This window comes from Streptomyces sp. NPDC043726, assembly GCF_056436565.1.
This window is the reverse complement of sequence record NZ_JBWKCI010000002.1, coordinates 33,237-54,632: the sequence shown is the minus strand read 5'-3', so window position 1 is coordinate 54,632 and position 21,396 is coordinate 33,237. Positions and strand designations below refer to the sequence as shown.

The 21,396-nt window shown below is 72.0% G+C and carries 16 protein-coding genes; 7 read left to right on the top strand and 9 right to left on the bottom strand.

The annotated features are described in order from the left end of the window. Positions 1-48: 48 nt before the first annotated feature. Entirely contained in the window at positions 49-1,380 is a 1,332-nt protein-coding gene (locus AC068Z_RS04970) for an ABC transporter substrate-binding protein (RefSeq protein WP_478552390.1), read from the bottom strand. A gap of 268 nt (positions 1,381-1,648) precedes the next feature. Then, complete coding sequence (locus tag AC068Z_RS04965) at positions 1,649-2,770, bottom strand: ROK family protein (protein ID WP_478552388.1); 1,122 nt, start codon at positions 2,768-2,770, stop codon at positions 1,649-1,651. Positions 2,771-3,086: 316 nt separating this feature from the next. Between AC068Z_RS04965 and AC068Z_RS04960 the strand changes: the two genes are divergently transcribed. From AC068Z_RS04960 to AC068Z_RS04935, 6 genes are all read left to right on the top strand, one after another. Further along, positions 3,087-3,995, top strand: a complete 909-nt coding sequence (locus tag AC068Z_RS04960) for an N-acetylglucosamine kinase (RefSeq protein ID WP_478552387.1) — start codon at positions 3,087-3,089, stop codon at positions 3,993-3,995. A 249-nt stretch (positions 3,996-4,244) separates the two neighbouring features. Next, positions 4,245-6,191: a phosphatase PAP2 family protein gene (locus AC068Z_RS04955; RefSeq protein ID WP_478552385.1), complete on the top strand. Its 1,947-nt coding sequence runs from the start codon at positions 4,245-4,247 to the stop codon at positions 6,189-6,191. Positions 6,192-6,286: 95 nt separating this feature from the next. After that, the gene (locus AC068Z_RS04950) at positions 6,287-7,972 is read left to right on the top strand and encodes a phospholipid carrier-dependent glycosyltransferase (RefSeq protein WP_478552383.1); all 1,686 of its coding nucleotides are present in this window, start codon (positions 6,287-6,289) and stop codon (positions 7,970-7,972) included. Between the two features lie 110 nt (positions 7,973-8,082). Beyond that, positions 8,083-9,003, top strand: a complete 921-nt coding sequence (locus AC068Z_RS04945) for a MurR/RpiR family transcriptional regulator (RefSeq protein ID WP_478552381.1) — start codon at positions 8,083-8,085, stop codon at positions 9,001-9,003. Positions 9,004-9,358: 355 nt separating this feature from the next. After that, positions 9,359-9,724 carry a hypothetical protein gene (locus tag AC068Z_RS04940; protein WP_478552379.1) on the top strand — a complete coding sequence of 122 codons (366 nt, stop codon included), beginning with the start codon at positions 9,359-9,361 and terminating at the stop codon, positions 9,722-9,724. A gap of 141 nt (positions 9,725-9,865) precedes the next feature. Then, positions 9,866-10,840: a GNAT family N-acetyltransferase gene (locus tag AC068Z_RS04935; RefSeq protein WP_478552378.1), complete on the top strand. Its 975-nt coding sequence runs from the start codon at positions 9,866-9,868 to the stop codon at positions 10,838-10,840. 251 nt (positions 10,841-11,091) lie between these two features. On the opposite strand, the gene AC068Z_RS04930 is transcribed toward AC068Z_RS04935, so the two are convergent. After that, positions 11,092-11,742 (bottom strand): peptidoglycan-binding domain-containing protein, encoded by a 651-nt coding sequence (locus tag AC068Z_RS04930; protein ID WP_478552376.1) that lies wholly within the window; start codon positions 11,740-11,742, stop codon positions 11,092-11,094. 166 nt (positions 11,743-11,908) lie between these two features. Between AC068Z_RS04930 and AC068Z_RS04925 the strand changes: the two genes are divergently transcribed. After that, positions 11,909-14,344 (top strand): polysaccharide lyase 8 family protein, encoded by a 2,436-nt coding sequence (locus tag AC068Z_RS04925; RefSeq protein ID WP_478552374.1) that lies wholly within the window; start codon positions 11,909-11,911, stop codon positions 14,342-14,344. Here AC068Z_RS04925 and AC068Z_RS04920 read toward each other — a convergent pair. From AC068Z_RS04920 to AC068Z_RS04895, 6 genes are all read right to left on the bottom strand, one after another. Further along, the gene (locus AC068Z_RS04920; protein ID WP_478552372.1) at positions 14,331-15,161 is read right to left on the bottom strand and encodes an ATP-grasp domain-containing protein; all 831 of its coding nucleotides are present in this window, start codon (positions 15,159-15,161) and stop codon (positions 14,331-14,333) included. The genes AC068Z_RS04925 and AC068Z_RS04920 overlap by 14 nt on opposite strands. Before the next feature lie 133 nt (positions 15,162-15,294). Then, complete coding sequence (locus AC068Z_RS04915; protein ID WP_478552370.1) at positions 15,295-16,755, bottom strand: HAD-IA family hydrolase; 1,461 nt, start codon at positions 16,753-16,755, stop codon at positions 15,295-15,297. A 43-nt stretch (positions 16,756-16,798) separates the two neighbouring features. Further along, positions 16,799-17,776, bottom strand: coding sequence for a hydroxyacid dehydrogenase (locus AC068Z_RS04910; RefSeq protein WP_478552368.1), 978 nt, complete (start codon positions 17,774-17,776; stop codon positions 16,799-16,801). Positions 17,777-17,883: 107 nt separating this feature from the next. Continuing rightward, a complete protein-coding gene (locus AC068Z_RS04905) occupies positions 17,884-18,801 on the bottom strand; it encodes a carbohydrate ABC transporter permease (protein ID WP_478552366.1) in 918 nt (305 codons plus the stop codon). Next, on the bottom strand, positions 18,798-19,766 hold the full coding sequence (locus tag AC068Z_RS04900) for a carbohydrate ABC transporter permease (protein WP_478552364.1): 969 nt from the start codon (positions 19,764-19,766) through the stop codon (positions 18,798-18,800). The genes AC068Z_RS04905 and AC068Z_RS04900 overlap by 4 nt, the downstream gene beginning before the upstream one ends. A 268-nt stretch (positions 19,767-20,034) precedes the next feature. Then, the gene (locus tag AC068Z_RS04895) at positions 20,035-21,345 is read right to left on the bottom strand and encodes an ABC transporter substrate-binding protein (protein ID WP_478552362.1); all 1,311 of its coding nucleotides are present in this window, start codon (positions 21,343-21,345) and stop codon (positions 20,035-20,037) included. Between the last annotated feature and the right edge of the window lie 51 nt (positions 21,346-21,396).

Below are 21,396 nucleotides of genomic sequence, written 5' to 3'. Positions count from 1 at the left end.
CGACGAAGCCGCGGACAACAGCCGACAAGCCCTGGCAGCCCCTTGGTCCTAGCCGCCCAGAATCCCCGCGGCCTGATCGAAGAACTCCCCGAGCTGCGCCTTGATCGACTTCTTCCCGAAAGCCACGGCCAGGTTGGACTGGAACAGCAGATCCCAGATCTGGTCGGCCCCCTGCGGCGGAGGCACCGGCGCCGGCAGCGCGTTGCTCGCCTTGGACACCCGCTGCGCGATGTAGTCCGCGTTCTCCATGTTCAGCTTGTCCGTCTCGGTCAGCCCCGAGGCGATCAGATTGCGCGCCTTCTCCGTCGGCGGGATGCCGCGCAGCAGCTGCATGTCCTTGATGGCGGTCTCGCTCTGCGCGAAGAAGTCCATGATCTTCACCGAGTCGGCGACCTTCTTGCTCGCCTTGGTCGCGCTGAGCAGCACACCGCCGTTGACGAAGTTGCCCTCACGGGCGCCGGAGAAGTCTCCCTGCGGGGTGGGCAGGAAGTCCAGCTGCGCGTCGGTGATCGAGCCGCCCGCGCCGTAGACGCCGGAGTCGAAGGTGAACAGGGCCTTGCCGATGACGACCGCGTTTTTGGTGAGGTCGTTGTGCGCGGCGGAGGTGATCGCGGGCGGCGGGGAGGCGTTCGCCTTGCGCATCCCGGCCCAGTACTCCCACCACTCCTGGAGGGTGTCGGAGGTGAACCCGAGCTTCTTGCCGTCGTCGGAGAAGAACGTCTCGCCGTGTTCGCGGGCGAAGACCTCGAAGGCCTGGAGGGTGCCGCCACCGCCGTCGTCGACGCCGTAGGTCTTGCCGCCGCTCTTCTTGTACACGTCGGTGGCGATCTTCTTCAGGTCGGCCCAGGTCCACTCGCGGTCGGGGAGCTCGAGGCCCAGCTCCTCCAGGCCGCTGCGGTTGACGGTGAGCTGGTTGACGCCGATGCCGGAGGGCACGCCGTAGAGCTTGCCGTCGACGGTGCCGGCGGCGAGGAGGGTCTTGGAGAAGCCGGTGAGGTCGAGCGTCTTGCCGACGTAGGAGTCGAGCGGGGCGAGGACTCCCTTGCGCGCGTACTGGGCGACCAGCGCGGTGTCCATCTGGAGCAGGTCGGGGGCGCTGCCGCCGGCGATGTTGGTGTTGAACTTGTCGAAGTACCCGTCGTACCCGGAGTAGGTCTCCCGGATCTTGATCTTCGGGTGGTCCTTCTGGAAGGAGGCCAGCGCCTTCTTGTAGGCCGCGTGCCGGTCGTCGCTGCCCCACCACGTCATGGTCAGGTCGCCGCTGGTGCTGCCGGCACCGGTGCCGCCGCCACAGGCGCTCAGGGCGCCCCCGAGGGTGCCGGCGACGGCGAGGCCGCTCGCGGTGCGGAAGAGGGTTCTGCGCGAGATCTGGTGACCCACCGGGTCCTCCCTGGATGTGCGTGACGGATCGCCCGGCCGTCGCGGCTCGGGATCCTCGTGGATGGCGCCTCCCGGCTCGCCGCGACCTCGCCCGGTCGCGCGGCCCTGGCGGGCGGGGGGCCACGGCCGTCGTCCCAGCCGTGTCCGGACGAGCACGCCCTCGTCCGGCTCGCCGTACGTTCCGTACGGCTCGAAGCCCCGCCCTGAACCGGGTCCCGCCGGTTCAGAAAGCGCTTGTCCGGACATTGGCAGAAGCGGACGGAGTCCGTCAATGCCTGCCCCGGTCCATGCCGGTCACGGTTTGGATTCCGCGGGCCACCGCCAGCCGGGTGGCACCGACGACCGTGCCGCTGTCGCCGAGGGCGCTGCTGACGACGTCGGTGGGCCAGCTGAGCCGCGCGAGTTCGGCCCGGACCCCGGGCAGGAGCCGCGGGTGGGCGCCGACCGCGCCACCGAGGACGATCAGTCCGGGATCCAGTACGGCGGCCACGGCGGCGGCCAGCCGGCCGATGTCGGCGGCGTGTCCGGCGACCACGGCGGCGGCGGTGGCGTGTCCCTCGTCGGCCAGCGCGAAGAGCCGCCCGGCGGTGCGCGGGCAGGGCCCGTCGGCGTCCCGCCACGCCTCGGCCGTACGACGCAGCAGGGACCGTACGCCGATGTGCTCCTCCAGGGCCTCGCGGCGTGGTGCGCGGCCGGTGTCCCAGGGGTAGGGCAGCCGGGCCACCTCGCCGGCCGCGCCGTTTGCGCCGCGCAGCACCCGGCCGCCGATGACGACGCCGAGGCCGATGCCGACGCCGATGCGCAGGTATCCGAAGGTGTCATGGCCGAGGGCGGCGCCCTCGTGCAGTTCGGCGAGGGCCGCGCAGTTGACGTTGTTCTCCAGGTGGACGGGGACGCCCGGGGGCAGGGCGACGGACATGGCGTCGTAGACCGGGCCCGCCTTGGCGGTCGCGGGCCGCATGCCCCCGCCGTCCCGGTCGCGGGTGGTGACATCGCCGACGGCGACGACGACGGTGCGCAGCGGGGCGCCGGCGGGCAGGCCGGCCAGGGCCGTACGGACGGTGTCGGCGGCCTCGTCGCGGGGTCCGTCGCTCTCGGCGAGCAGGGTGCCGTCCAGGGCGCAGCCGCGTACCCGGGTCCGGTCGGGGCCGAGGTCGACGGCGAGGACGGAGCCGGCGGCGGGCCCGAGCCGGTAGACGGCGGCGGAGCGGCCGGTGGCGCCGGCGGCGGTGCCGGAGTGGGCCGCGAGCCCCACGGCCTCCAGCTCGGCCACGGCGGTGGACACGGTCGGCTTCGACAGTCCCGCGTCCGCCGCGAGCCGGGGACGGGTGGCGGTGCTCGCCCCGGCCAGCACGGCGAACACCGCACGCGCGCTCTCGCTCAGGTCCATGGTCTCCCCAGGTCGTGCCGTGGCCGTCCGGTGTGGATCCGTCCGGCCGCAAGGATCGTTCGGCGGTGGGTGATCGGACAACTCCGGCCACCAGCACCGGGATTTCCGCGCCTCTTGACGCACCCTACTTCGTTAGTTAACTTCCTAACGAACTCGGTGGCACTCGCCTGCCGCCCCCTCAGAAGCCTGTCCCGAGGCTTCCCGACCGACGTCCCTGCCGGGGCGCCGCACGCGGTGCCCTTCGCCGGGCGCCGACGTCTTCCAGGCACGGCTCGCCCGCCGTAGCAGACCGCTCTGCGACGACGAAAGAGAATCCGTGCAGGACGCTTCCCCCCTGTCCCCGCTCGTGGTCGGTATCGACGTGGGCGGCACCAAGACGCATCTGCGCGCGGTCGCGGGCGCGGAACTGGTCGCCGACCGGGTCCGGGCGAGCAGCGGCTGGCGGCCGCACGACCCGGTGGCCGCCGCCGGCTGGCTCGCCGCGCTGGTCGCCGACGCCCTGCCGGGCGGCGGACGGCCCGCCGCCGTGGCGGTCGGCGGACACGCCTGTGAGACGCCGCGCCAGTGCGCCCAGATCCGTACCGCTCTGCAACTCCACTTCGACGCGCCCGCCTTGATCGTGGGCGACGCCGAACTCCTCGTGCCGGCCGCGGGCCTGGACAAGGGTGTCGGCCTGGTCGCCGGCACCGGGTCGGTCGCGGTCGGCCGGCTGCCCGACGGCACCGCCGTCCAGGTCGGCGGCTGGGGCGCGCTCCTCGGCGACGAGGGCGGCTCGGCCGGGCTCGTCCGGGAGGCCGTACGGGCCGTGTGGGCGGCGCACGACCGGGGCGAGCGGCCCGACGCGCTGGCCGAGGGGCTGCTCGCCGCGATCGGGGTCGCCGAAGTGCCCGCGCTGGGCGCCGCCCTGGAGTCCGCCGAGGAGGTCTCCGCCGACTGGGGCCGCCACGCTCCCGTGCTGTTCGCCGCCGAGGAGGCCGGTTCCGCGCTCGCCCGTTCCGTGGTCGCCGAGGGCGGCCGGTCGCTGGCCGCGCTCGTCTCGCGGCTCGCCTCGCGCGGGGTGGCGGTGGACGACGTGGTCGTCGCGGGCGGCACGATCCTGGCGCAGCCGAGCCTGTACGACGCCTTCACGGCCGCGCTCGCAGAAAGCGCTCCCCAGGCCTGGGCCCGGCCACTACGGGTGCCACCCGTCGTCGGGGCGATAGCGCTTTCCCGTTCACTTCTCTGACACCGGTCGGTCGCCGAGTGCTCCCGCGACCGACATGACTCGCCCGTAGATCTTCGTTCGTACGACTCGCTCGTACGACTCGATCGTCCGCGAACTCCGGGCTCCCGTCCACGCGCAACGGTCGAGTCGATCACTTCGATCCCCCTCCTCCGCCACACGGCCGCAGCACTCCGCCGTACGAGCGAAGCACTCCGCAGTACGACCGGAGAACTCCGCCGTACGACCGAAGAACTCCAGAGAGGCAGTCGCATGTCGTCCACCGCCGGGCATCCGTCCCCCGCGCCGGTCAGTGAAGTCGCCCTGAACAGAAGGGGTTTCCTCAGGACGTCCCTGGGTGCCTCGGCCGGCGTGGTCGCCGCGCCGGCCTTCGTGACCTGGCTGGCCGCCGCGGACGCCAAGGCCGCCACCGGTGCCGCCGGTGCCGCCGCCTTCGTCGACGACTTCCGCACCAACGTCGTCGCCAACCTCACCCCCGAGACCAACGCGGTGGTCCGGATCCTCGGCGGCTTCGCGCAGGTCTGGAAGACCGGCGACGCCTGGAACACCGGCACGCCCCTCCTGCCCGAGGTGCTGCGCGCCAACGTCCGGCACTGCGTGCGCGTGACGACCACGCGGACCGAGGAGCAGGCGAAGCAGGCGTTCATCGTCGACCGCCAGCACCAGAGTTACGCCATGATCGCCGGTCTCGGCCCGCTCGCGGAGCTGTACCGGCAGGGCGCCAAGGCGGTCACCTCGATCACCAGTGCCCCCGACGGCACCCCGGCCACCACCGTCAGTGACGCCGTCCCCGTCGGTGCCCCGGCCGGATCGGCGCTCGGCGCGGGCTCGCAGAGCTCGGAGCTCGGCAAGGTGGCCCAGCTCGTCGACACCGTGCGCGGCCCGTTCGCCTCCGGCAACCCGGCCAAGTTCGCCTACCAGTACCCGCGTCCGTGGCGCATGAACGAGGACAGCGAGGTCGTCGACACCGGGCGGAAGGACGCGCTCGGCTACCCGGTGTACGACTCCCGGGTCGTCGTCGCCCCGCAGCTGCTGCGCCAGCGCTCGGCCAACCCGGCCGAGGACGGCGGCTTCCCCAGCGGCCACACCAACGCCCTGCACCTGGCCGGCCTCGCGTTCGCCTACGCCATACCCGAGCGCTTCCAGGAGCTCGTCACGCACGCCTTCGCCCTGGCCGACACCCGGATCGTGGCCGGCATGCACTCCCCCGTCGACGTCATCGGCGGCCGGGTGATGGCCACGGCGCTCACGGCGGCCGCCCTCTGCGACCCGGCGAACGCCGAACTGAAGGCCGCCGCCCGCGCCCAGGCGCTGGCCTACTTCCAGGCCCGTACCGGCAAGGCGGCCGACGAGCTCTTCGCCCACGCGCACTCGGCCGGCACCGACACCGACCCGTACGCCGACCGGGACGCCAACGCCCGCTCGGTGCGCCCGCGTCTGACGTACGTCCTCCCCCGCCGCGGCCGTGACCTCCCGCTCACGGTGCCGAAGGGCGCGGAGGTGCTGCTGGAGACGCGGCTGCCCTACCTCGACGCGGAGCAGCGGCGCGCGGTGCTGCGCAGCACGGCGCTGCCCGCCGGGTACGTCCTGCTGGACGGCTTCGAGCAGTGGGGTCGGCTGAACCTGTTCGCGGCGGCGGACGGATACGGCGCGTTCGACTCCGATGTGACGGTCACGCTGGACGCGGCGGCCGGCGGCTTCCACGCGGCCGACAGCTGGCGCAACGACATCGACGGCGAGGGCGGCCTGACCAAGCGGGGCACCGGCACGCTCACCCTGACGGGCCACAACCGGTACCACGGCGGCACGGTCGTCGAGGACGGCGTGCTGATCGCCGGGTCCGCGGGCGCCCTCGGGCAGGGCGACGTGCGGGTGGTGGGCGGCACGCTCGGCGTGGACAAGGTGCTGCGGGTGCGCGGCACGTACGTCCAGGAGGGCGACTCGGCCCTGGAGCTGCGCCTGCGCAAGAGCCACGGCCCGGCGCTGGAGGTGTCCCGCCGGGTGGTCCTGGGCCGGGGCAGCGTGCTGTCGCTGCGCCTGGACGCCGAGCGTCCGCCGGTGGCGGGGACCACGGTCCCGGTCATCGAGGCGCAGCGGCTGAGCGGTCAGTTCTCCCGGGTGGAGCTGAACTCCGCGACGCTGCGGGCCGTACCCGTGTACACGGCGGAAGGTCTGTCGGTACGACTCCTGAAGCGGTGACACTCCTGGTGGCGGGAGCTGGTGCACAGTAGGCGCATGAGGCGCCGCAGCACCCCTCCCGCCACCGCGCGGCCGGTGGCACGGCGGGACGGATGATGGCAAGCGAACCGCTCCTGGACACCCGGCCCGCCGTCCCCGAGTCACCGCGCCCGTCCCGCGGGCGCTGGCTCGTGCCGCTCGTGGTCGTCGTCCTGCTCGGCCAGATGGCCGTGGCGATGATCACGACCGCCGTCCAGCAGACGCCGACCATCGACGAGCCCGTGTACGTGGGGACGGCCGCCGTCTACCTCGACGAGCACAGCCTGCGCCTCAACCCCGAGCATCCGCCGCTGGGCAAACTGGTCGTCGCGGCCGGGGTGGCGCTCGCCGATCCGCGTTACGACGCCGCGTTCGAGGGCGACCAGGGGGAGATCGGGCGGCATCTGCTGTACGAGTCCGGCAACGATCCCTGGCGGCTGATGCTCTTCGCCCGTCTGCCGGTCATCGTGCTGACCCTGCTGTTCGGTCTCGTCGTGTTCGCCTTCGCACGGGAACTGGCCGGTCCGGCGGCCGGGTTGACCGCGCTGGCCCTGTACTGCTTCTCCCCCGACGTCATCGCGCACGGCTCGCTGGCCACGCTGGACGTCCCGGCGGCCGGATTCCTGCTGACGTCGGTGTGGCTGCTGTGGCGGGCGCGTCTGCGGCCCCGGCTCTGCCTGCCGCTCGCCGGGGCGGCGCTCGGGGCGGCTCTCGCCACGAAGATGAGCGCGCTGAGCGCGGTGCCGGTGCTGCTCGGTCTCGCGGTGGTGTCGGTGTGGTGGGCAACCTCCGCGCCGGTCCGGCGTGTTGTGGTGAGACGGGCCGCGGCGGGGGCCGCCGTCGTGGCGCTGGTCGCGGTGGCCGTCGTATGGGCGACGTATCTGGTGGTCGATCCGCGGCTGCGCTGGGCGCCGGAGCAGCCGGTGCCCGTCGTGCACGGGCTGCGGGGCCTGGTCGTGGAGGCGTTGCCGTTCCCGGAGGCGTACCGGGACGGGATGCGGATCCAGTTCGCCTTCGAGGAGCACCCGTGGCAGGGGTTCCTGTTCGGACGGCTGTACACCGGCTCGCTCTGGTACTACCTGCCGGCCGCGCTGCTGGTGAAGACGCCGCTCGGGATGCTCGCGCTGTGGGCGGCGGGTGCCGTGGCGCTGCTGGCGGTACGACGGTTGCGGCCCGCGGCGCCCTATCTGCTGGTGCCCACGGCCGTACTGCTGCTCGCGGCGATGCAGGGGTCGCGTGACTTCGGGACGCGGTACGCGGTGTTCGTGCCGATGTTCCTGGCCGTGGCGGCGGGTTGTGTGCTGGGGGTGGGGAGCGGCCGGTTGCGGACGGGGACGCGCGTGCGTGTGGGTGTCGCGGCGGTGACGGCGGGGCTGGTGGTGTTCGTCGCCGTCAGCTCGCTGCGGACGTTTCCCTACTATCTGCCGTACTCCAACGAGGCGTTCGGGGGTCCCGCGAAGACGCATCTGCGGCTGCACGACGCGGCCGTGGACTGGGGGCAGGACCTGGGGCGGCTGGCCGACCGGCTGCGCGAGCGGTATCCGGGCGAGCGGGTCTGGCTGGTGTACAAGGGCAGTGGCGTGCCGTCGTACTACGGCATCGACGCCGTCGACCCGCGCACGGTGCCCGCGCGGGAGGTACGCGGGCTGCTCGTGGTGTCGGACTCGTCGGTCGCGAAGGCGACCGGCCGGCTGGCCGAGTTGATCGAGACCAGTCACCCGATCGATACGGTCGGCCATTCGATCACCATCTATCGACGATGAGCGTTGTGATCCTGACTGCTTCCTGACCTGTCGGAAGGGCTTTCGGCCTCCGGTTCGGCACGGTGTGTGAGCTATGTTGAGGCACTGTGGAAGACAAAGGAGGCGCACCGGTGCCATCGCCGCAGCAGGCACGCGCACAGGCATCCGCGATCACCTCGGGGAAGACCGCCGCGGAAGCGGAGGCGTCCCCGACTTCCCAGCTCAGAGTGCTCTTCGACGGCCCCCATCTGTCCCCGGGGCAGCGCCGCATCGCCCAGTACCTGATCGAGAACATCACCGAGGCGGCATTCCTGTCGATCACCGATCTCGCCGAGCGGGTGGGGGTCAGCCAGCCCTCGGTGACCCGTTTCGCCGCCGCGGTCGGCTTCACCGGTTACCCGGCGCTACGGGAGAAGCTCCAGTCGATCGCCCTCGGCGCCCTCGCCGGCGGCCCCGGCACCGAGGAGAACGGCAGCAACGAACTCCAGGCCGCGGTCGACGCCGAGATCGACAACCTGGAGAACCTGCGGCGCGACTTCGGCAACCCCGACCAGGTGATCGAGGTGGGCCGGGAACTGTCGCGGTCGACCCCGTTGACCATCCTGGGCCTGCGCATCTCGGCATCGCTCGCCGAGTACTTCGCCTACGCGGCCCGCCGGATCCACCCGGACGTCCGGCTGGTGACGCGGGGCGGCAGCGTGGCCTACGACGCGCTGCTCCAGTCCCGCGAGGCGGGCGGCACATGGGTGCTGGCGTTCTCGATGCCGCGGCACGCCCAGGAGACGCTCACCGCGGTGCAGGTGGCGCGCAACGCGGGCTTGCGGGTCGCGCTCGTCACCGACCTGGCGCTCGGCCCGGTGGCCGACTCGGCCGACGTCGTCTTCGCCACAGGCACCGGATCTCGGCTGGTCTTCGACTCCTACGCCGCGCCCGGCGTCATGGCCGCGGCCCTGCTCCAGGCGATGACCGACGCCGACCCGGAGCGCACCCAGGCCCGGCTCGAGGAGTACGAGCACATCTCCGACCAGCACCAGTTCTTCCTCCGGGACTGAACCCCGGGGCTCCCCCGCCACAGCCGCCAAACCGCATCACAGGGGCATCTTCCTCCCCTTTTCGAGCATGAATGTTTTCATACGTCTTGCAAAGCGGACGGCATATATAAATACTGCTCCACGCCGCACCCGCCCGCAGAAAGGCCGACGGTCCGCTCATGCGCACGTCACCCCATCCGCCGTGCGCACTTCCGTCGGCCCCGCGGGCTCCGCGACGGGCACCCTCAGCCGCCGTCTCCTACCCCGTCGGCGCGCAGGGTGTTCGGCAGGGCGGCCCCGGTCATCCCCTAGGCCGGGGCCGCCCCGACCTCGTCGGCCCACCCCTCACGACGCCGCACACCCGGAAGCGAGCACCATGACCCTGACGACCACGCGCATCAGCTCGGACTGGCCCTGCCAGGTCAAGACGCCGGGCAGCTACGACTGGGAGCGCTCCGCGGCCAAGTGGCTGCGGGAACTGGTGCCGGCCCGCTACGCCAGCTACCCGGCGCTGATCCGTCACCCGGTCCTGCTCGCCCGGCACGCGCAGATCCAGGTCCAGCAGGAGATCCGCGTCGCCCGCACCGCCCTGCAGACCGCCCGCGCCGACCTGCCCGCGCTCGGCATGCCCGAGTCGGTCATCGAGCACACGATCAAGATGTACGCGGCCGAGGTCATGCAGCTCCAGCACATCGCGCGGAGCGTGCGGGCGGTATCGCAGGCACTGTCGGAGCGCCGCTGAGGGCGCACGCGCGGCTCGCTCTCCGAGGCACCCGCTGAGGCACGCGCCCGAGGCTCCCCCTTGAGGCACCGCCACCTCTGTCACTTCGCCCGCGGCGCGCGTCCGTGGTGCGATGGGACGGGGGGCGGAAGGAGAGCGATCATGCCCGCAGCGAAGCGTACGAGTGTCGCCGCCTCGGTGTCGGTCCGCCCGCTGGCCGAGCCGGACCTGGACCGGGCCGACGCGATCTTCAGGGTGGCCTTCGGGACCTTCCTCGGCTTCCCCGAGCCGGAGACGTTCTTCGGTACCGCCGACTATGTCCGCACCCGCTGGGCGGCCGATCCGCACGCGGCCTTCGCGGCCACCGTCGACGGCGAGGTCGTCGGATCGAACTTCGCCGCCGACTGGGGCAGCGTCGGGTACTTCGGCCCGCTGACGGTACGTCCGGATCGGTGGGACCAGGGCGTCGGCAGGCGCCTGATGGACCCGGTCATGGCCTGCTTCGACACCTGGGAGACCCGCCACCGCGGCCTGTTCACCTTCTCGCACAGTCCCAAGCACCTCGAGCTCTACCGCCGGTACGGCTTCTGGCCCCGCTTCCTCACAGCCGTGATGAAGAAGCAGGTCGCCGTCAGTGCCGCGGTCCCCGGCCGAGTGCTGTACGGCGAACTGACCGCCGCCGAGCGGCCCGAGGCTCTGACCCTCGGTCGCGCGCTGACGGAGTCCGTGTACGAGGGCCTGAGCGTGGAGCGCGAGATCGTGGCCGCACAGGCGCAGGGGCTCGGTGACACGATCCTCCTCGAGGGCGCCGACTCCGGCCTCGACGGTCTGGCCGTCTGCCACTGCGGAGCGGGGTCGGAGGCCGGTGAGGACGTGTGCTTCGTCAAATTCGGCGCCGTACGCCCCGGCCCGGGCGCCGGGGACCGGTTCGAACGACTGCTGAGCGCGTGCGAGCAGCTGGCCACCGAGAAGGGCCTGGGCCAACTGGACGCCGGAATGAACCTGGCCCGCGAGGACGCCTACCGCCGCATGGCCGACCGCGGTTTCCGCACCTGGCTGCAGGGCGTGACCATGCACAGGCCCAACGAGCCCGGCTACAGCCACCCGGACGCCTACGTCATCGACGACTGGCGCTGAGTCCGTCGCCGGTATCGGTCAGTCGTCGTGGCGGTGGCGCCAGTACCAGACCGCGCCCACGAGGAGGGCCAGCAGGAAGACGACGGGCAGCACCAGGCCCGGAATGCGGGAGGCGTTCATCGGGGAGGGCCTTCGGGTCGAGCGGGCCGGGCGCCTGATGCGCGGGGCCCGCTATCAGGCTGACAGCCCGTCATGCGCCGATTGCTCCGCTTTCCGCGCCCCTTGCTCGGTGTTCGAAGAAGCGGCCCTCGTCAGCCTCCGGTGTTCGACGTGCGGGACTCCAGTGCGAGGCGGGTGTCGTTGCCGTAGACGCCGGTCTCGTCGCCGCGGATGCCGTACCAGAGTTGGAAACGGGCCACGGCCTCGGTGAGCGTGGCGTCGTAGCGGCCACTGGTGGAGCCGGGGACGTAGACGTCCGGGACGTCCAGCAGGCGTCGCTGGAGTTCGGTGACGTCGGGGCCGGTGTCTCCCTCGCGCAGGGTGCCGGGGCCGTCGGGGTCCGGGGCGGCCGAGTCGGTGGGGTGCGGGGCGGCGGCCGCCGGGGGTGGGGGCGCGGCGCTCCGGGCCGGGGTGTCGTCCTTGGCGTCCGGCAGGACCAGGGCTCCGCCGAAGCCGATCAGGGCGGCCGCGGTCACGGCGAACGCGACGGTGGCCCGGGGCAGGCTGCGGCCGGAGCGGCCGGCGCCTGCGGGGTCGACGGGGTCGGCAGGGACCGGGGGCAGTTCCTGGGTGTCGTCCTCCGAGCCGCGCGGCGGGGCAGGCAGGGGTACGGGCTCGTACTCGGCGGAGCCCTCCGTGCCGCCGGGATCCCGTCCCGGCTCGCGGAACAGGTCGGCGAGGGCGTCGGTACGGCGGGGACGCAGGACTCGGGCCGGTTCGAGGGGTGGGCCGTTGTGCTCCACGTTTCGCTTCCTTCCGTCCCGTGGGCGGGGGCGAAATCACTCCGCCGAGTGATACGGGCTGTCCGCTTCCGGAGTTCACCCGCCCTCATTCCACCAAACGATCGATACGTTCAATTCGGCCAGAGTTGTTGAGCGTTTGATCGAAGACGTGCTAGAAACCGCCGTCATGACGACTCGTTGGTCACGTCGCGGCTTTCTGACCGCGAGCACCGCAACCGCTCTCGCCCTGACCCTCCCCAACCCCGTCACCCCCGCCGCCGTCGCCGCCGAGGAGGCGGACGAGTTCGCGACCCTGCGTGCGAAGTGGCGCACGCTGATCCTCGGTGAGGGGTTCAGCCCCACCGCCGAACCCTTCAAGAGCCGGCTCACGGAACTGGGCAGCACCGCCGCCCAGTTGCGGTCCGCGATGGCACCGGCTGCCGGATCGCTCTGGCCGGACCTGGTGTACGCCGACCCCGAACCCGACACCGACCAGGAGTCGTACGGCTACTCGGGCAACCTGAACACGAGCTACAACCGCCTCAGCACCCTCGCCCAGGCGTACTGCCGGCCCGGAACGGGACTGACCGGCGACAGCACGCTCAGGACGGCCATCCTGACCGGACTCGATCACCTCCACTCCGAGGTCTACAACGCGAACCAGACCCGCTACGGCAACTGGTACAGCTGGCAGATCGGCGCCCCGCAGGCACTGCTCGACGTGTGCGTGCTGATGTACGACTCGCTCACCGCCACCCAGCTCGCCGACTACTGCGCCGCCGTCGACCACTTCGTGCCCGACTCCGCTGTCGCCAACTACACCGGCACGAGTACCGGCGCCAACCGCGTCGACCTGTGCCGCGTGCTGGCGCTGCGCGGCATCGTCGGGGGCAGCGCCGCCAAGGTGGCCCTGGCCCGGGACGCCCTCTCCCCCGTCTTCCCGTATGTCACGAGCGGGGACGGGCTGTACACCGACGGTTCGTTCATCCAGCACACCACCGTGCCGTACACCGGCTCCTACGGCTCCGTGCTGCTGGGCGGCCTCGGGATGCTGTTCGCGCTGCTCGCCGGGTCCACCTGGGCGGTCACCGACACCAAGCGGCAGAACGTGTTCGACGCGGTCGAGAGCGCGTGGGCACCTTTCCTCTACAACGGCCTGGTCATGGACGGCGTTTCCGGGCGGGCGATCAGCCGGGGGCTCTCCGCCTCCGACGCCAAGCAGATCCAGCAGGACGATCACCTGCGCGGTCATCCGATCCTCGCCTCGATCGTTCTGCTCGGACAGGGCGCGAGCGCGGCGGAGAACGCGCGCTGGCGCGGGCTGGTCAAGGGCTGGCTCCAGCGCGACTACTACAGCCCGCCGATGAGCAACCCCTCCATAGGGCTGACGAACCTGGTCCGGCTCACATCGGTGCTGGACGACACCTCGGTCACGTCCGTCGCCGAGCCGACCGGGCACCGGCTGTTCCCCGGTATGGCCCGCGCCACCCACCGCAGGCCCGGCTGGGCGGCCTCGCTCAGCATGGCCGATCGCAGGATCACGTACTACGAGACGGGCAACGGCGAGAACCTGCGCGGCTGGCACACCGGTTCCGGAATGCTCTACTGGTGGGGCGACACCTTCGCCAACGGCCAGTACAGCGACGCCTTCTGGCCGACCGTCGACCCCTACCGGCTGCCCGGGACCACCGCCTCGCGCAAGGTGCTCGCGGACGCGGCCGGCGGCGACTGGGGCGCCGCACTGCCCGATGTGAACTGGGTCGGCGGCGCCACGGACGGACAGCGGGCGGCGATCGGCCAGTATCTGAAGGGACTTCAGTCCACGCTGCTGGCGAAGAAGTCGTGGTTCTTCCTCGACGACACGGTGGTCTGCCTCGGCGCCGGCATCCGCTGCACCGACGGCACGGCGGTGGAGACCACCGTCGAGAACCGCAACCTCGGCCCCACCGGCAGCGCGCCCTTCACGGTCGACGGCACCACCAAGCCGTCGGCCCACCCCTGGTCGGAGACGCTCACCGGCGCGAGCTGGGCGCACATCGGCGGTCACGGCGGCTATGTCTTCCCCGGCGGGGCGACCGTCAAGGCGCTCCGCGAGGCCCGCGACGGCCGCTGGAGCGACATCAACAAGGGCGGCTCCACGACCGTACTGAACCGCAAGTACCTGACGATGTACGTCGACCACGGCACCGATCCGACCGCCGGCACCTACGCCTACCAGCTGATGCCGGGCGCGACGGCGGCGCAGACCCAGGCACGGGCCGCCGCCACGGGCTGGCTGACCGTCCTCGCCAACTCCAACGACCAGCAGGGCGTGGCCGTTCCCGCGCTCGGGTTCACCGGCGTCAACTTCTGGTTCGGTGGCACCGTGGGCTCACTCGTCGCCGACAACCCCTGCTGCGTGATGATCAACGAGAAGAGCGACGGCACCGCCGTGATCTGCGTCAGCGACCCGATGCGCATGCGGACGAGCCTGACGCTCACCTGGAACCGCCCGGTCACCGGCGTGACGTCGAAACCGGCCACCGTCACCTCGGCGACGACCGGTTCCTCGCTCAGGCTCACCTTCGGCGACCTGAGCACGACGGCGGGCGCGACCCAGCGGATCACGGTCAGGCTCGGCTGAACATCCCGTGCAGGGACGCCTTCATCGCCGCGACGAAGGCGTTCCCGCGCTCCTCGTCCAGCGCGTCCAGGGACAGGTACGGATTGAGGTCCTCCAGCTCCACGAGCAGCAGTTCCCCGCCCGGTGCGCGGCAGGCGTCGACGCGCTGGATGCCGTGGCCGATGGCGTTCCAGTCGACGAAGCGGCGCGCGAACTCCAGGTCGGCGGCGGTGGGTTCGTAGGGCTGGAGCTCCCATCGCCGGTCCGGGTCGGGGGCGTAGAGGGCGTACTGGAAGTCGTGGTCGACGAAGTAGAAGGAGACCTCGTAGGCGAAGTCCACGCAGGGCTGCACGAGGACGCTGCCGTCGGCCAGTTCGCGGGCCCGGTCGGCGGGGACGATCCGCAGGCCTATCGAGTCCGCGCCGAGCTTGGGCTTGACGACGTACCGCTCGGCGGCGGGCAGCCGGTCCAGGTCCTCGGGCCGGTCGACGGTCGGGATGACCGGGTAGCCCTCCGCGGTCAGGTCGAGCAGGTACTGCTTGCCCGCCATGTCGGCCCGTCCGGTGAGCTCGTTGTAGACGAGCGCGCCGGTCGCGGCCGCGTGGTCGCAGAACGCCTGGTAGGCCTCCGGGTACTCCAGGACCGGCCCGCTGTTGCGCACCACGACGGCGTCGAAGCCGTCCATCAGCGCGACCGCGTCCCGGGGGTGGCACAGGGCGAGATCGAAGTCCTCGCGGAGCCGGGCGGTGAGCCGGATGTCCTCGTCGCAGTAGCGGCGCCCGCGGGCCGGATAGGCGAGGTCGGTGACGTACAGCAGGCTGCGGCGGGCGGACGGCATGCGGGCTCCTCGGGGCGGGCGGGAGGCGATCGTATGCGGGCCGACCGACATCGAACAAATGTTGGTTTACGAGGTCACAGTCCCCGCCGTCGAGGTCACAGTCCCCCTGGACGTCACGGTCCCACCATTGGTGTCACAGTCCCACCGCCCACAGCTCCCGCCTGCCGATTCCCGCCAGGCCGCGGCGGACCGTGCGCCGGACGCCCGGTTCGATCGGCGTGTACGAGGGGACGGCGAGGACGCGGCAGCCCGCCGCCTCGGCGGCGCTGACGCCCGCGGGTGAGTCCTCGACCGCCAGGCAGGCCGCCGGGTCGACACCGAGCGTCCGGGCGGCGGCGAGGTAGGGGTCGGCGGCGGGCTTGGTGCGTGGTGTCTCGCCCGCGGCGACCGTGGTGCGGAACCGGTCGGTGCCGAGCGTCTTGAGCACCGCGTCCACGACCGGCCGCGAGGACGCCGAGACCAGGGCGGCCGGAATACCCAGCTCACTCAGCAGGTCGAGCAGCTCCAGCGCGCCGGGCAGGGGTGCGGCCTCGCGTTGGACGGCCGCGAGGAAGCGCGCCGCCAGATCCGCGGCCAGGGCATCTGGGTCCTCGGGCCGCAGAAGTACCGCGGTGTCGGCGGCCGAACGGCCGAGGGCCTGGAAGAGGTCCTCCTGCTCGATCGCGGGCGCGGCCTCGCGGACCGTGCGCAGCCACAGCGACTCGGTGTCGACGAGCGTGCCGTCCATGTCGAGGAGCACGGCGTGCGGGGCGGCGGCGAAAGGCGTTCCGTCGAGCGTCCAGTGCCGGTCGGGGTGGCGGCCGAGCGCGGCGAACACCTGGGCTGCGACGTCGGCGTGGCGCAGGGTGCGGGCAGGCGCGCCGATCCCGGGACCCGCGGCGGCCAGCCACGCCGTGCGCTCCTCGGACGTACGGCCGCCATGGCCGCCCGCGTCGACATGGCCGTGGTCGGTGACGACGAGGACGGTCCAGGACTCGTCGGCGTACGACGGCCGGGAGCGCACCGCGTCCAGCAGCCGGCCGAGGCGGGCGTCGGCCCGGCGGATCGCGGCCTCGTACGCCTCGCCGCAGCCGAGGAAGTGCGCGGTCTCGTCGGGTGCGCCCAGGTAGACGAAGGAGGCGGCCGTGTCGTCGGCGGGGTCGGCGAGGAGGCGGACGGCCGCGTCGGTGATCCGTTCGTCGCAGTGCTCCCACGCCTCGGGGGTGTCCTCGGTCGGCGAGACGTACACGGACCGGGAGGGCGCGGCGAACAGGGGGCCGCCGGAGCGGGCCTGCATCAGGGGCTGCCAGCCGGCGGCGACGAAGGTGCGCCGCCCGTCCTGGACGGCGAGCCGGGTCGCGAAGTCGGGGAAGACGTCGAGGCGGTGGCCGGTGAAGTCGTTGCTCCACACGCCGTGCCGGGCGACCGTGACGCCGGTGACGACGGTCGCCCAGCACGGCCCCGACATGGTGGGCGTGTGCGCGTCCACCTCGACGGGCGCCAGGAACCCCTCGGCGGCGAGCCCGTCGAGGTGCGGGGTGGTCAGCCGGTTCAGGGTGTCGAGGCGTACGCCGTCGATGCCGACGACGAGGACGCGGTGGGCCGGGTCGGGCATGAAGGTCCTTTCCTGCGGCGGAGGTTGACGCGGTCGCGCGCCTTCACGCCGAGCGGATCAGCTCGTCGGGGGCGACCTCGTACGCCAGGGGCAGACCCTGGGCGTAGCGGGCGACCTCGTCCACGGCCCAGTCGGTCATCCGGCCGAGCTCGTTGCCGAGGGAGCCCGCGATGTGCGGGGTGAGGAGCACGTTGGGCAGCGTGTACAGGGGTGAGTCTGCCGGGGGGACGTCCGGTTCGGTGACGTCGAGGACGGCGTGGATCCGGCCGGTGAGCAGGAGGGTGGTGAGCGCGTCGGTGTCGACGAGGTCGCCGCGGGCGGTGTTGACGAGGGTGGCCCCGTCCTTGAGGAGGGCGAGGCGGCGGGCGTCGAACATGTGGTGCGTCTCGGGGAGTTGCGGTGCGTGGATCGACACCACGTCGCCACGCCGGACCAGTTCGTCCAGGCCGACCCGCTCCACACCGAGGGCGCGGGCCTGGTGGGCGTCAATGTAGGGGTCGTAGAGGAGGACGTCGAGGTCGAAGGGGCGCAGCAGTTCGATGACCCGGCGGCCGATGCGGGAGGCGCCGACGATGCCGACGGTGCGGTGGTAGTTGCCGTGTCCGCCGTAGTACGGCAGCAGGTCGGGGCGGGTGCGGGTGTCGGCGTAGACGCGGGCGGCGTCGAGGACGCGTTTGCCGGCGAAGAGGATGGCGGCGAGGGTGAACTCGGCGACGGGCAGGGCGTTCGCGGCGGCGGAGGAGGAGACCGTGATGCCCCGGCGCCAGACGGCGTCGGTGACGTGGTGCTTGACGGAGCCCGCGGCGTGGACGACGGCGCGCAGCCGGGGCATCAGGCGCAGCGCGTCCTCGTCGAGCAGGGGGGCGCCCCAGTGGGTGAAGAGGACTTCGGCGGCGGCGAGTCGGCTCGGGTCGGCGGTGGTGAGGTCGGTGACCGTGGTCGTGGTGTCGACGCGGGCGACGGTGTGGAGGCGGTCGAGGGCCGGCTCGGCGAGGAGCTGGCGGTGGATCTGGGCGCCCATGGCCAGGACGGTGTGCGGGCGGCGCGAGCTGTCCGCGGAGTTCAAGGGGTTCGGGGGGTTCAAGGGGTTCGGGGGGTTCAGGGGGGTGCCTTCCGGTGCGGGCATCGTCACTTCACCGCGCCGGCGGTCAGCCCGGAGCGCCAGAAACGCTGGAGGCAGACGAAGGCGACGATGAGCGGGACGACGGCGACGAGGGAGCCCGTGATGACGAGGGAGTAGAACTCGGGCTGTTGCTGGGTGACGCTGTTCCACATGAACAGGCCGAGGTTGACCGGGTAGAGCTGTTCGTCGTTGAGCATCACCAGGGCGCCGAAGAAGTTGTTCCAGCTGGCGGTGAACGAGAACAGGAAGATGGTCATGAAGCCCGGCGCCAGCATGGGCAGGCCGATCCGGGTGAAGGTGCGCAGTTCGCCGGCGCCGTCGACGCGGGCGGCCTCCAGCACCTCGCCGGGGACGTAGCCCTCGGAGAAGACGCGGGCGAGGTAGACACCGAAGGGGTTGACCAGGGCGGGCAGCAGCAGCGCCCAGTAGGTGTTGACGACGCCGGCCTTGGTGGCCAGCAGGTACATCGGCAGCTGGATGACCGTGGTGGGGACGAGGACGCCGCCGAGGACCAGTCCGAACAGCTTCTCCTTGCCGCGGAACTCGTACTTGTCGAAGGCGTAGCCGGTGGCGACGCACAGCAGGGTGGAGGCGGCGGAGCCGACGACGGAGTAGAGGATGCTGTTGCCGAACCAGCGCAGGTAGATGCCGTCGTTGAAGGTGAAGACGCGTTCGAGGTTGGCGAAGAGGTTGAAGTCGCCGAAGGAGAAGCCGGAGGTGGCGAAGAGGTCGCGGTGGTTCTTGGTGGCGGCGAAGAGCAGCCAGCTGACCGGCATCAGGGTGTAGAACGCGGCGACGATCAGCAGGCCGTTGACGAAGCCCTTGGAGAGCAGGGCGCCGGAGGGGCCGCGGCGGCGGGCGGCCGGGGCGGGCTCGGGCTCCTTCGTGACGGGGCGCGCGGTGTCGTGGGTGAGGGTGCTCATCGGGTCGCCTTCCACCGGTTGCCGAGCCGGGTGACGAGGTAGGAGAGGGCGACGCCGAGGGCGGCGAGCATCAGGGACGCGGCGGCGGCCAGGCCGTAGTCGTGCTGCACGAAACCCGCCTTCCAGATGTAGAGGGTCGGGGACCACTCGGTGTCGATCGAGGGTGCTCCGCGCTGGTTGAGGAGCTTGGGTTCGGTGAAGATCTGGATCGCGCCGACGCAGGTGAACAGAACGGTCATGACGATCGCGGAGGAGATCATCGGGACCTTGATCTGGAGGGCGGTGCGCAGGGCGCCGGCGCCGTCCACGACGGCCGCTTCGATCACTTCGCGCGGAACGGCCTGCAGGGCGGCGTAGAAGATGACCATGTTGTAGCCGGTCCACTGCCAGGCGGTCAGGTTGACCAGGGACATGAGCACGTGATCGCTGCGGTAGAAGTCCCAGGAGCCGCCGAGCGCGCCGATCCATTCGAGCACCGGGCTTAGACCGGGTGTGTACAGGTAGATCCAGATGATCGAAGCGATCAGTCCGGGGATCGCGTGCGGCAGGAACAGGGCGAGCTGGAAGAACCGCTTGGCGCGGGCGAGGGCTGAGTCCACCAGGAGGGCCAGGGCGAGCGAGCCGCCGATCATCACCGGGATGTACAGGGCGCAGTACAGCGCTATGTGCCCGAAGGAGGCACGGAAGCCGGGGTCGGACAGCGCCCTGGTGTAGTTGCCCAGGCCCGCGAACACCCGCTCTGTGCCGCCGAAGCCGAGTCCGGAGGAGCGTTCCTGGAACAGGCTCATCCACACGGCGTAGACGATGGGGGCCGCCATGACGGCGGCGAACAGCACGAAGAACGGGACGATGAACAGGGCGGCGGTACGGCGCTGACTGCGCCGCAGCCGCGAGGCGCCGGAGGACCGCGGCGCGGGTGCGCGTACGGCCGCGGGGCGCGCGACTGGGGCGGACGGTGCTGCCACGGGGGCTCCTTGGCGGGGTGGGACGGGTGAGGCAGGGCCGCGGACGGGCCCGGGGCGCCGGGCCGCCGGGGCTGTGGGGCGTTCCGGCGGGGCCGGCGGGTCTGGCGGCGCGGGTGGGGCGACGAGGATCAGGCGGCGCGGCGCGGGTCGGGCACCCCCGGGCGCCCCCGGACGGGCACCCCGGGCGGGCGCCGCGGGGCGGGCGGCGCGGGGCGGGCGGCGCGGGTCGGGCGGCGCGGGTCGGGCGGCGCGGGTCGGGCGGCGCGGGTTACTTCGCGAGCTTCAGGCCGCGTTCCGTGATGCCCGACTCGGCCTTCTCCTGGCCCGCCTCGACGCCCGCGGTGAAGTCGGACTTGGCGGTGCGGTCCTGGACGGCGGTGTAGACGTCCATCTGGTTCGGGCCCCAGGTCCAGCCGGGGACGATGGTGTCGGCCTGCTCGGAGGCGAGGGCGTAGAGGTCCTGGCCGTCGAGGTAGGCGGTGTCGAACTTCGCGGCGGCCACCTCGCGCATCTCGGGGTTGGCCGGCAGCGCGCTGCTGGGCGACTCCAGGTCGGCGAGCCGGGCCTGAACTCCGGCCTTGTCCGTGGTGAGCCAGGTGATGAACTCGGCGGCGGCCTCGGCCTGGTCGCTGCCCTTGAGGACGCCGTAGGAGGTGCCGCCGTAGTTGCCGCTGGCGGCGGTGCCCCAGTTGGGCATGGGGGCGGCGGCCCACTTGCCGGCCAGGTCGGGCATGGCGGTCTTCATGCCGCCGGCGGACCAGGAGGCGCCGAGGAAGGAGAGGGTCTTGCCGGAGGTGCGGGCCTTGGTCTCCTCGGGGCTGTAGCCGGTGTAGGACTGCACGAGGTCGTCCTCGATCAGGCCGTCCCAGTAGGCGGCGACCTTGTTGGTCGCGGCGTCGTTCACGGCGGGCTTCCAGGCGTCGCCCTCGACGGAGAACCACTTGGCGCCGGCCTGCCAGGACAGGGCGGCCAGCAGGGCGGGGTCGTTCTTCGGCATGGAGGCGAGGCGGACGCTCTTGTCCTGCTTCTTGACCTTTTCGGCGGCCGCCTTGAACTCGTCCCAGGTCGTGGGGACTTCGATGCCGAACTTCTTGAACAGGTCGGTGCGGTAGTAGTAGAGCTGCGGGGCCGCGTCGTAGGGGACGGTCCAGGTCTTGCCGCCGAAGGTCACCAGGTCCTGGACGGCCTGCGGGAACTTCGTCTTGACCGTTTCGCCCGCGTACTCGGTCAGATCGATCAGATGACCTTGGCTCGCGAACTCGGGGACCATCTGGTACTCGATCGTGGCCACGTCGGGCGCGTTGCCCGCCTTCACGGCGTTGGCGAGCTTGCTGTAGCCCTCGGTGCCGCTCGGTATCTCGGTGAGCTCGACCTTGATGTCCTGGTGCGTCTTGTTGAACGCCTCGACGGTCGACTTGGCGCCGAGCGTCCAGGTCCAGTAGGTGAGCGTGACCGGCTTGCCGTCGGCGGCGGTGTCGGTCGAGTCGCCGTCGCCGCCGCAGGCGGTGGCGAGCAGGCCGAGGGCGGCGACGGCGGCGAGGGTGGCGGTGGTGCGGAACGAACGTGAACTGCGCGTCATGGCACGGCTCCTACGAGACCTCGTACGGGAAGAGGCGGTCGCAGGACATCC

Coding starts and splice junctions, on each gene's coding strand:
- AC068Z_RS04935 (WP_478552378.1), top strand. CDS start 9,866: ATGCCCGCAGCGAAGCGTACGAGTGTCGCCGCCTCGGTGTCGGTCCGC.
- AC068Z_RS04910 (WP_478552368.1), bottom strand. CDS start 17,776: ATGGGCGCCCAGATCCACCGCCAGCTCCTCGCCGAGCCGGCCCTCGAC.
- AC068Z_RS04915 (WP_478552370.1), bottom strand. CDS start 16,755: ATGCCCGACCCGGCCCACCGCGTCCTCGTCGTCGGCATCGACGGCGTA.
- AC068Z_RS04965 (WP_478552388.1), bottom strand. CDS start 2,770: ATGGACCTGAGCGAGAGCGCGCGTGCGGTGTTCGCCGTGCTGGCCGGG.
- AC068Z_RS04950 (WP_478552383.1), top strand. CDS start 6,287: ATGGCAAGCGAACCGCTCCTGGACACCCGGCCCGCCGTCCCCGAGTCA.
- AC068Z_RS04955 (WP_478552385.1), top strand. CDS start 4,245: ATGTCGTCCACCGCCGGGCATCCGTCCCCCGCGCCGGTCAGTGAAGTC.
- AC068Z_RS04905 (WP_478552366.1), bottom strand. CDS start 18,801: ATGAGCACCCTCACCCACGACACCGCGCGCCCCGTCACGAAGGAGCCC.
- AC068Z_RS04895 (WP_478552362.1), bottom strand. CDS start 21,345: ATGACGCGCAGTTCACGTTCGTTCCGCACCACCGCCACCCTCGCCGCC.
- AC068Z_RS04920 (WP_478552372.1), bottom strand. CDS start 15,161: ATGCCGTCCGCCCGCCGCAGCCTGCTGTACGTCACCGACCTCGCCTAT.
- AC068Z_RS04925 (WP_478552374.1), top strand. CDS start 11,909: ATGACGACTCGTTGGTCACGTCGCGGCTTTCTGACCGCGAGCACCGCA.
- AC068Z_RS04940 (WP_478552379.1), top strand. CDS start 9,359: ATGACCCTGACGACCACGCGCATCAGCTCGGACTGGCCCTGCCAGGTC.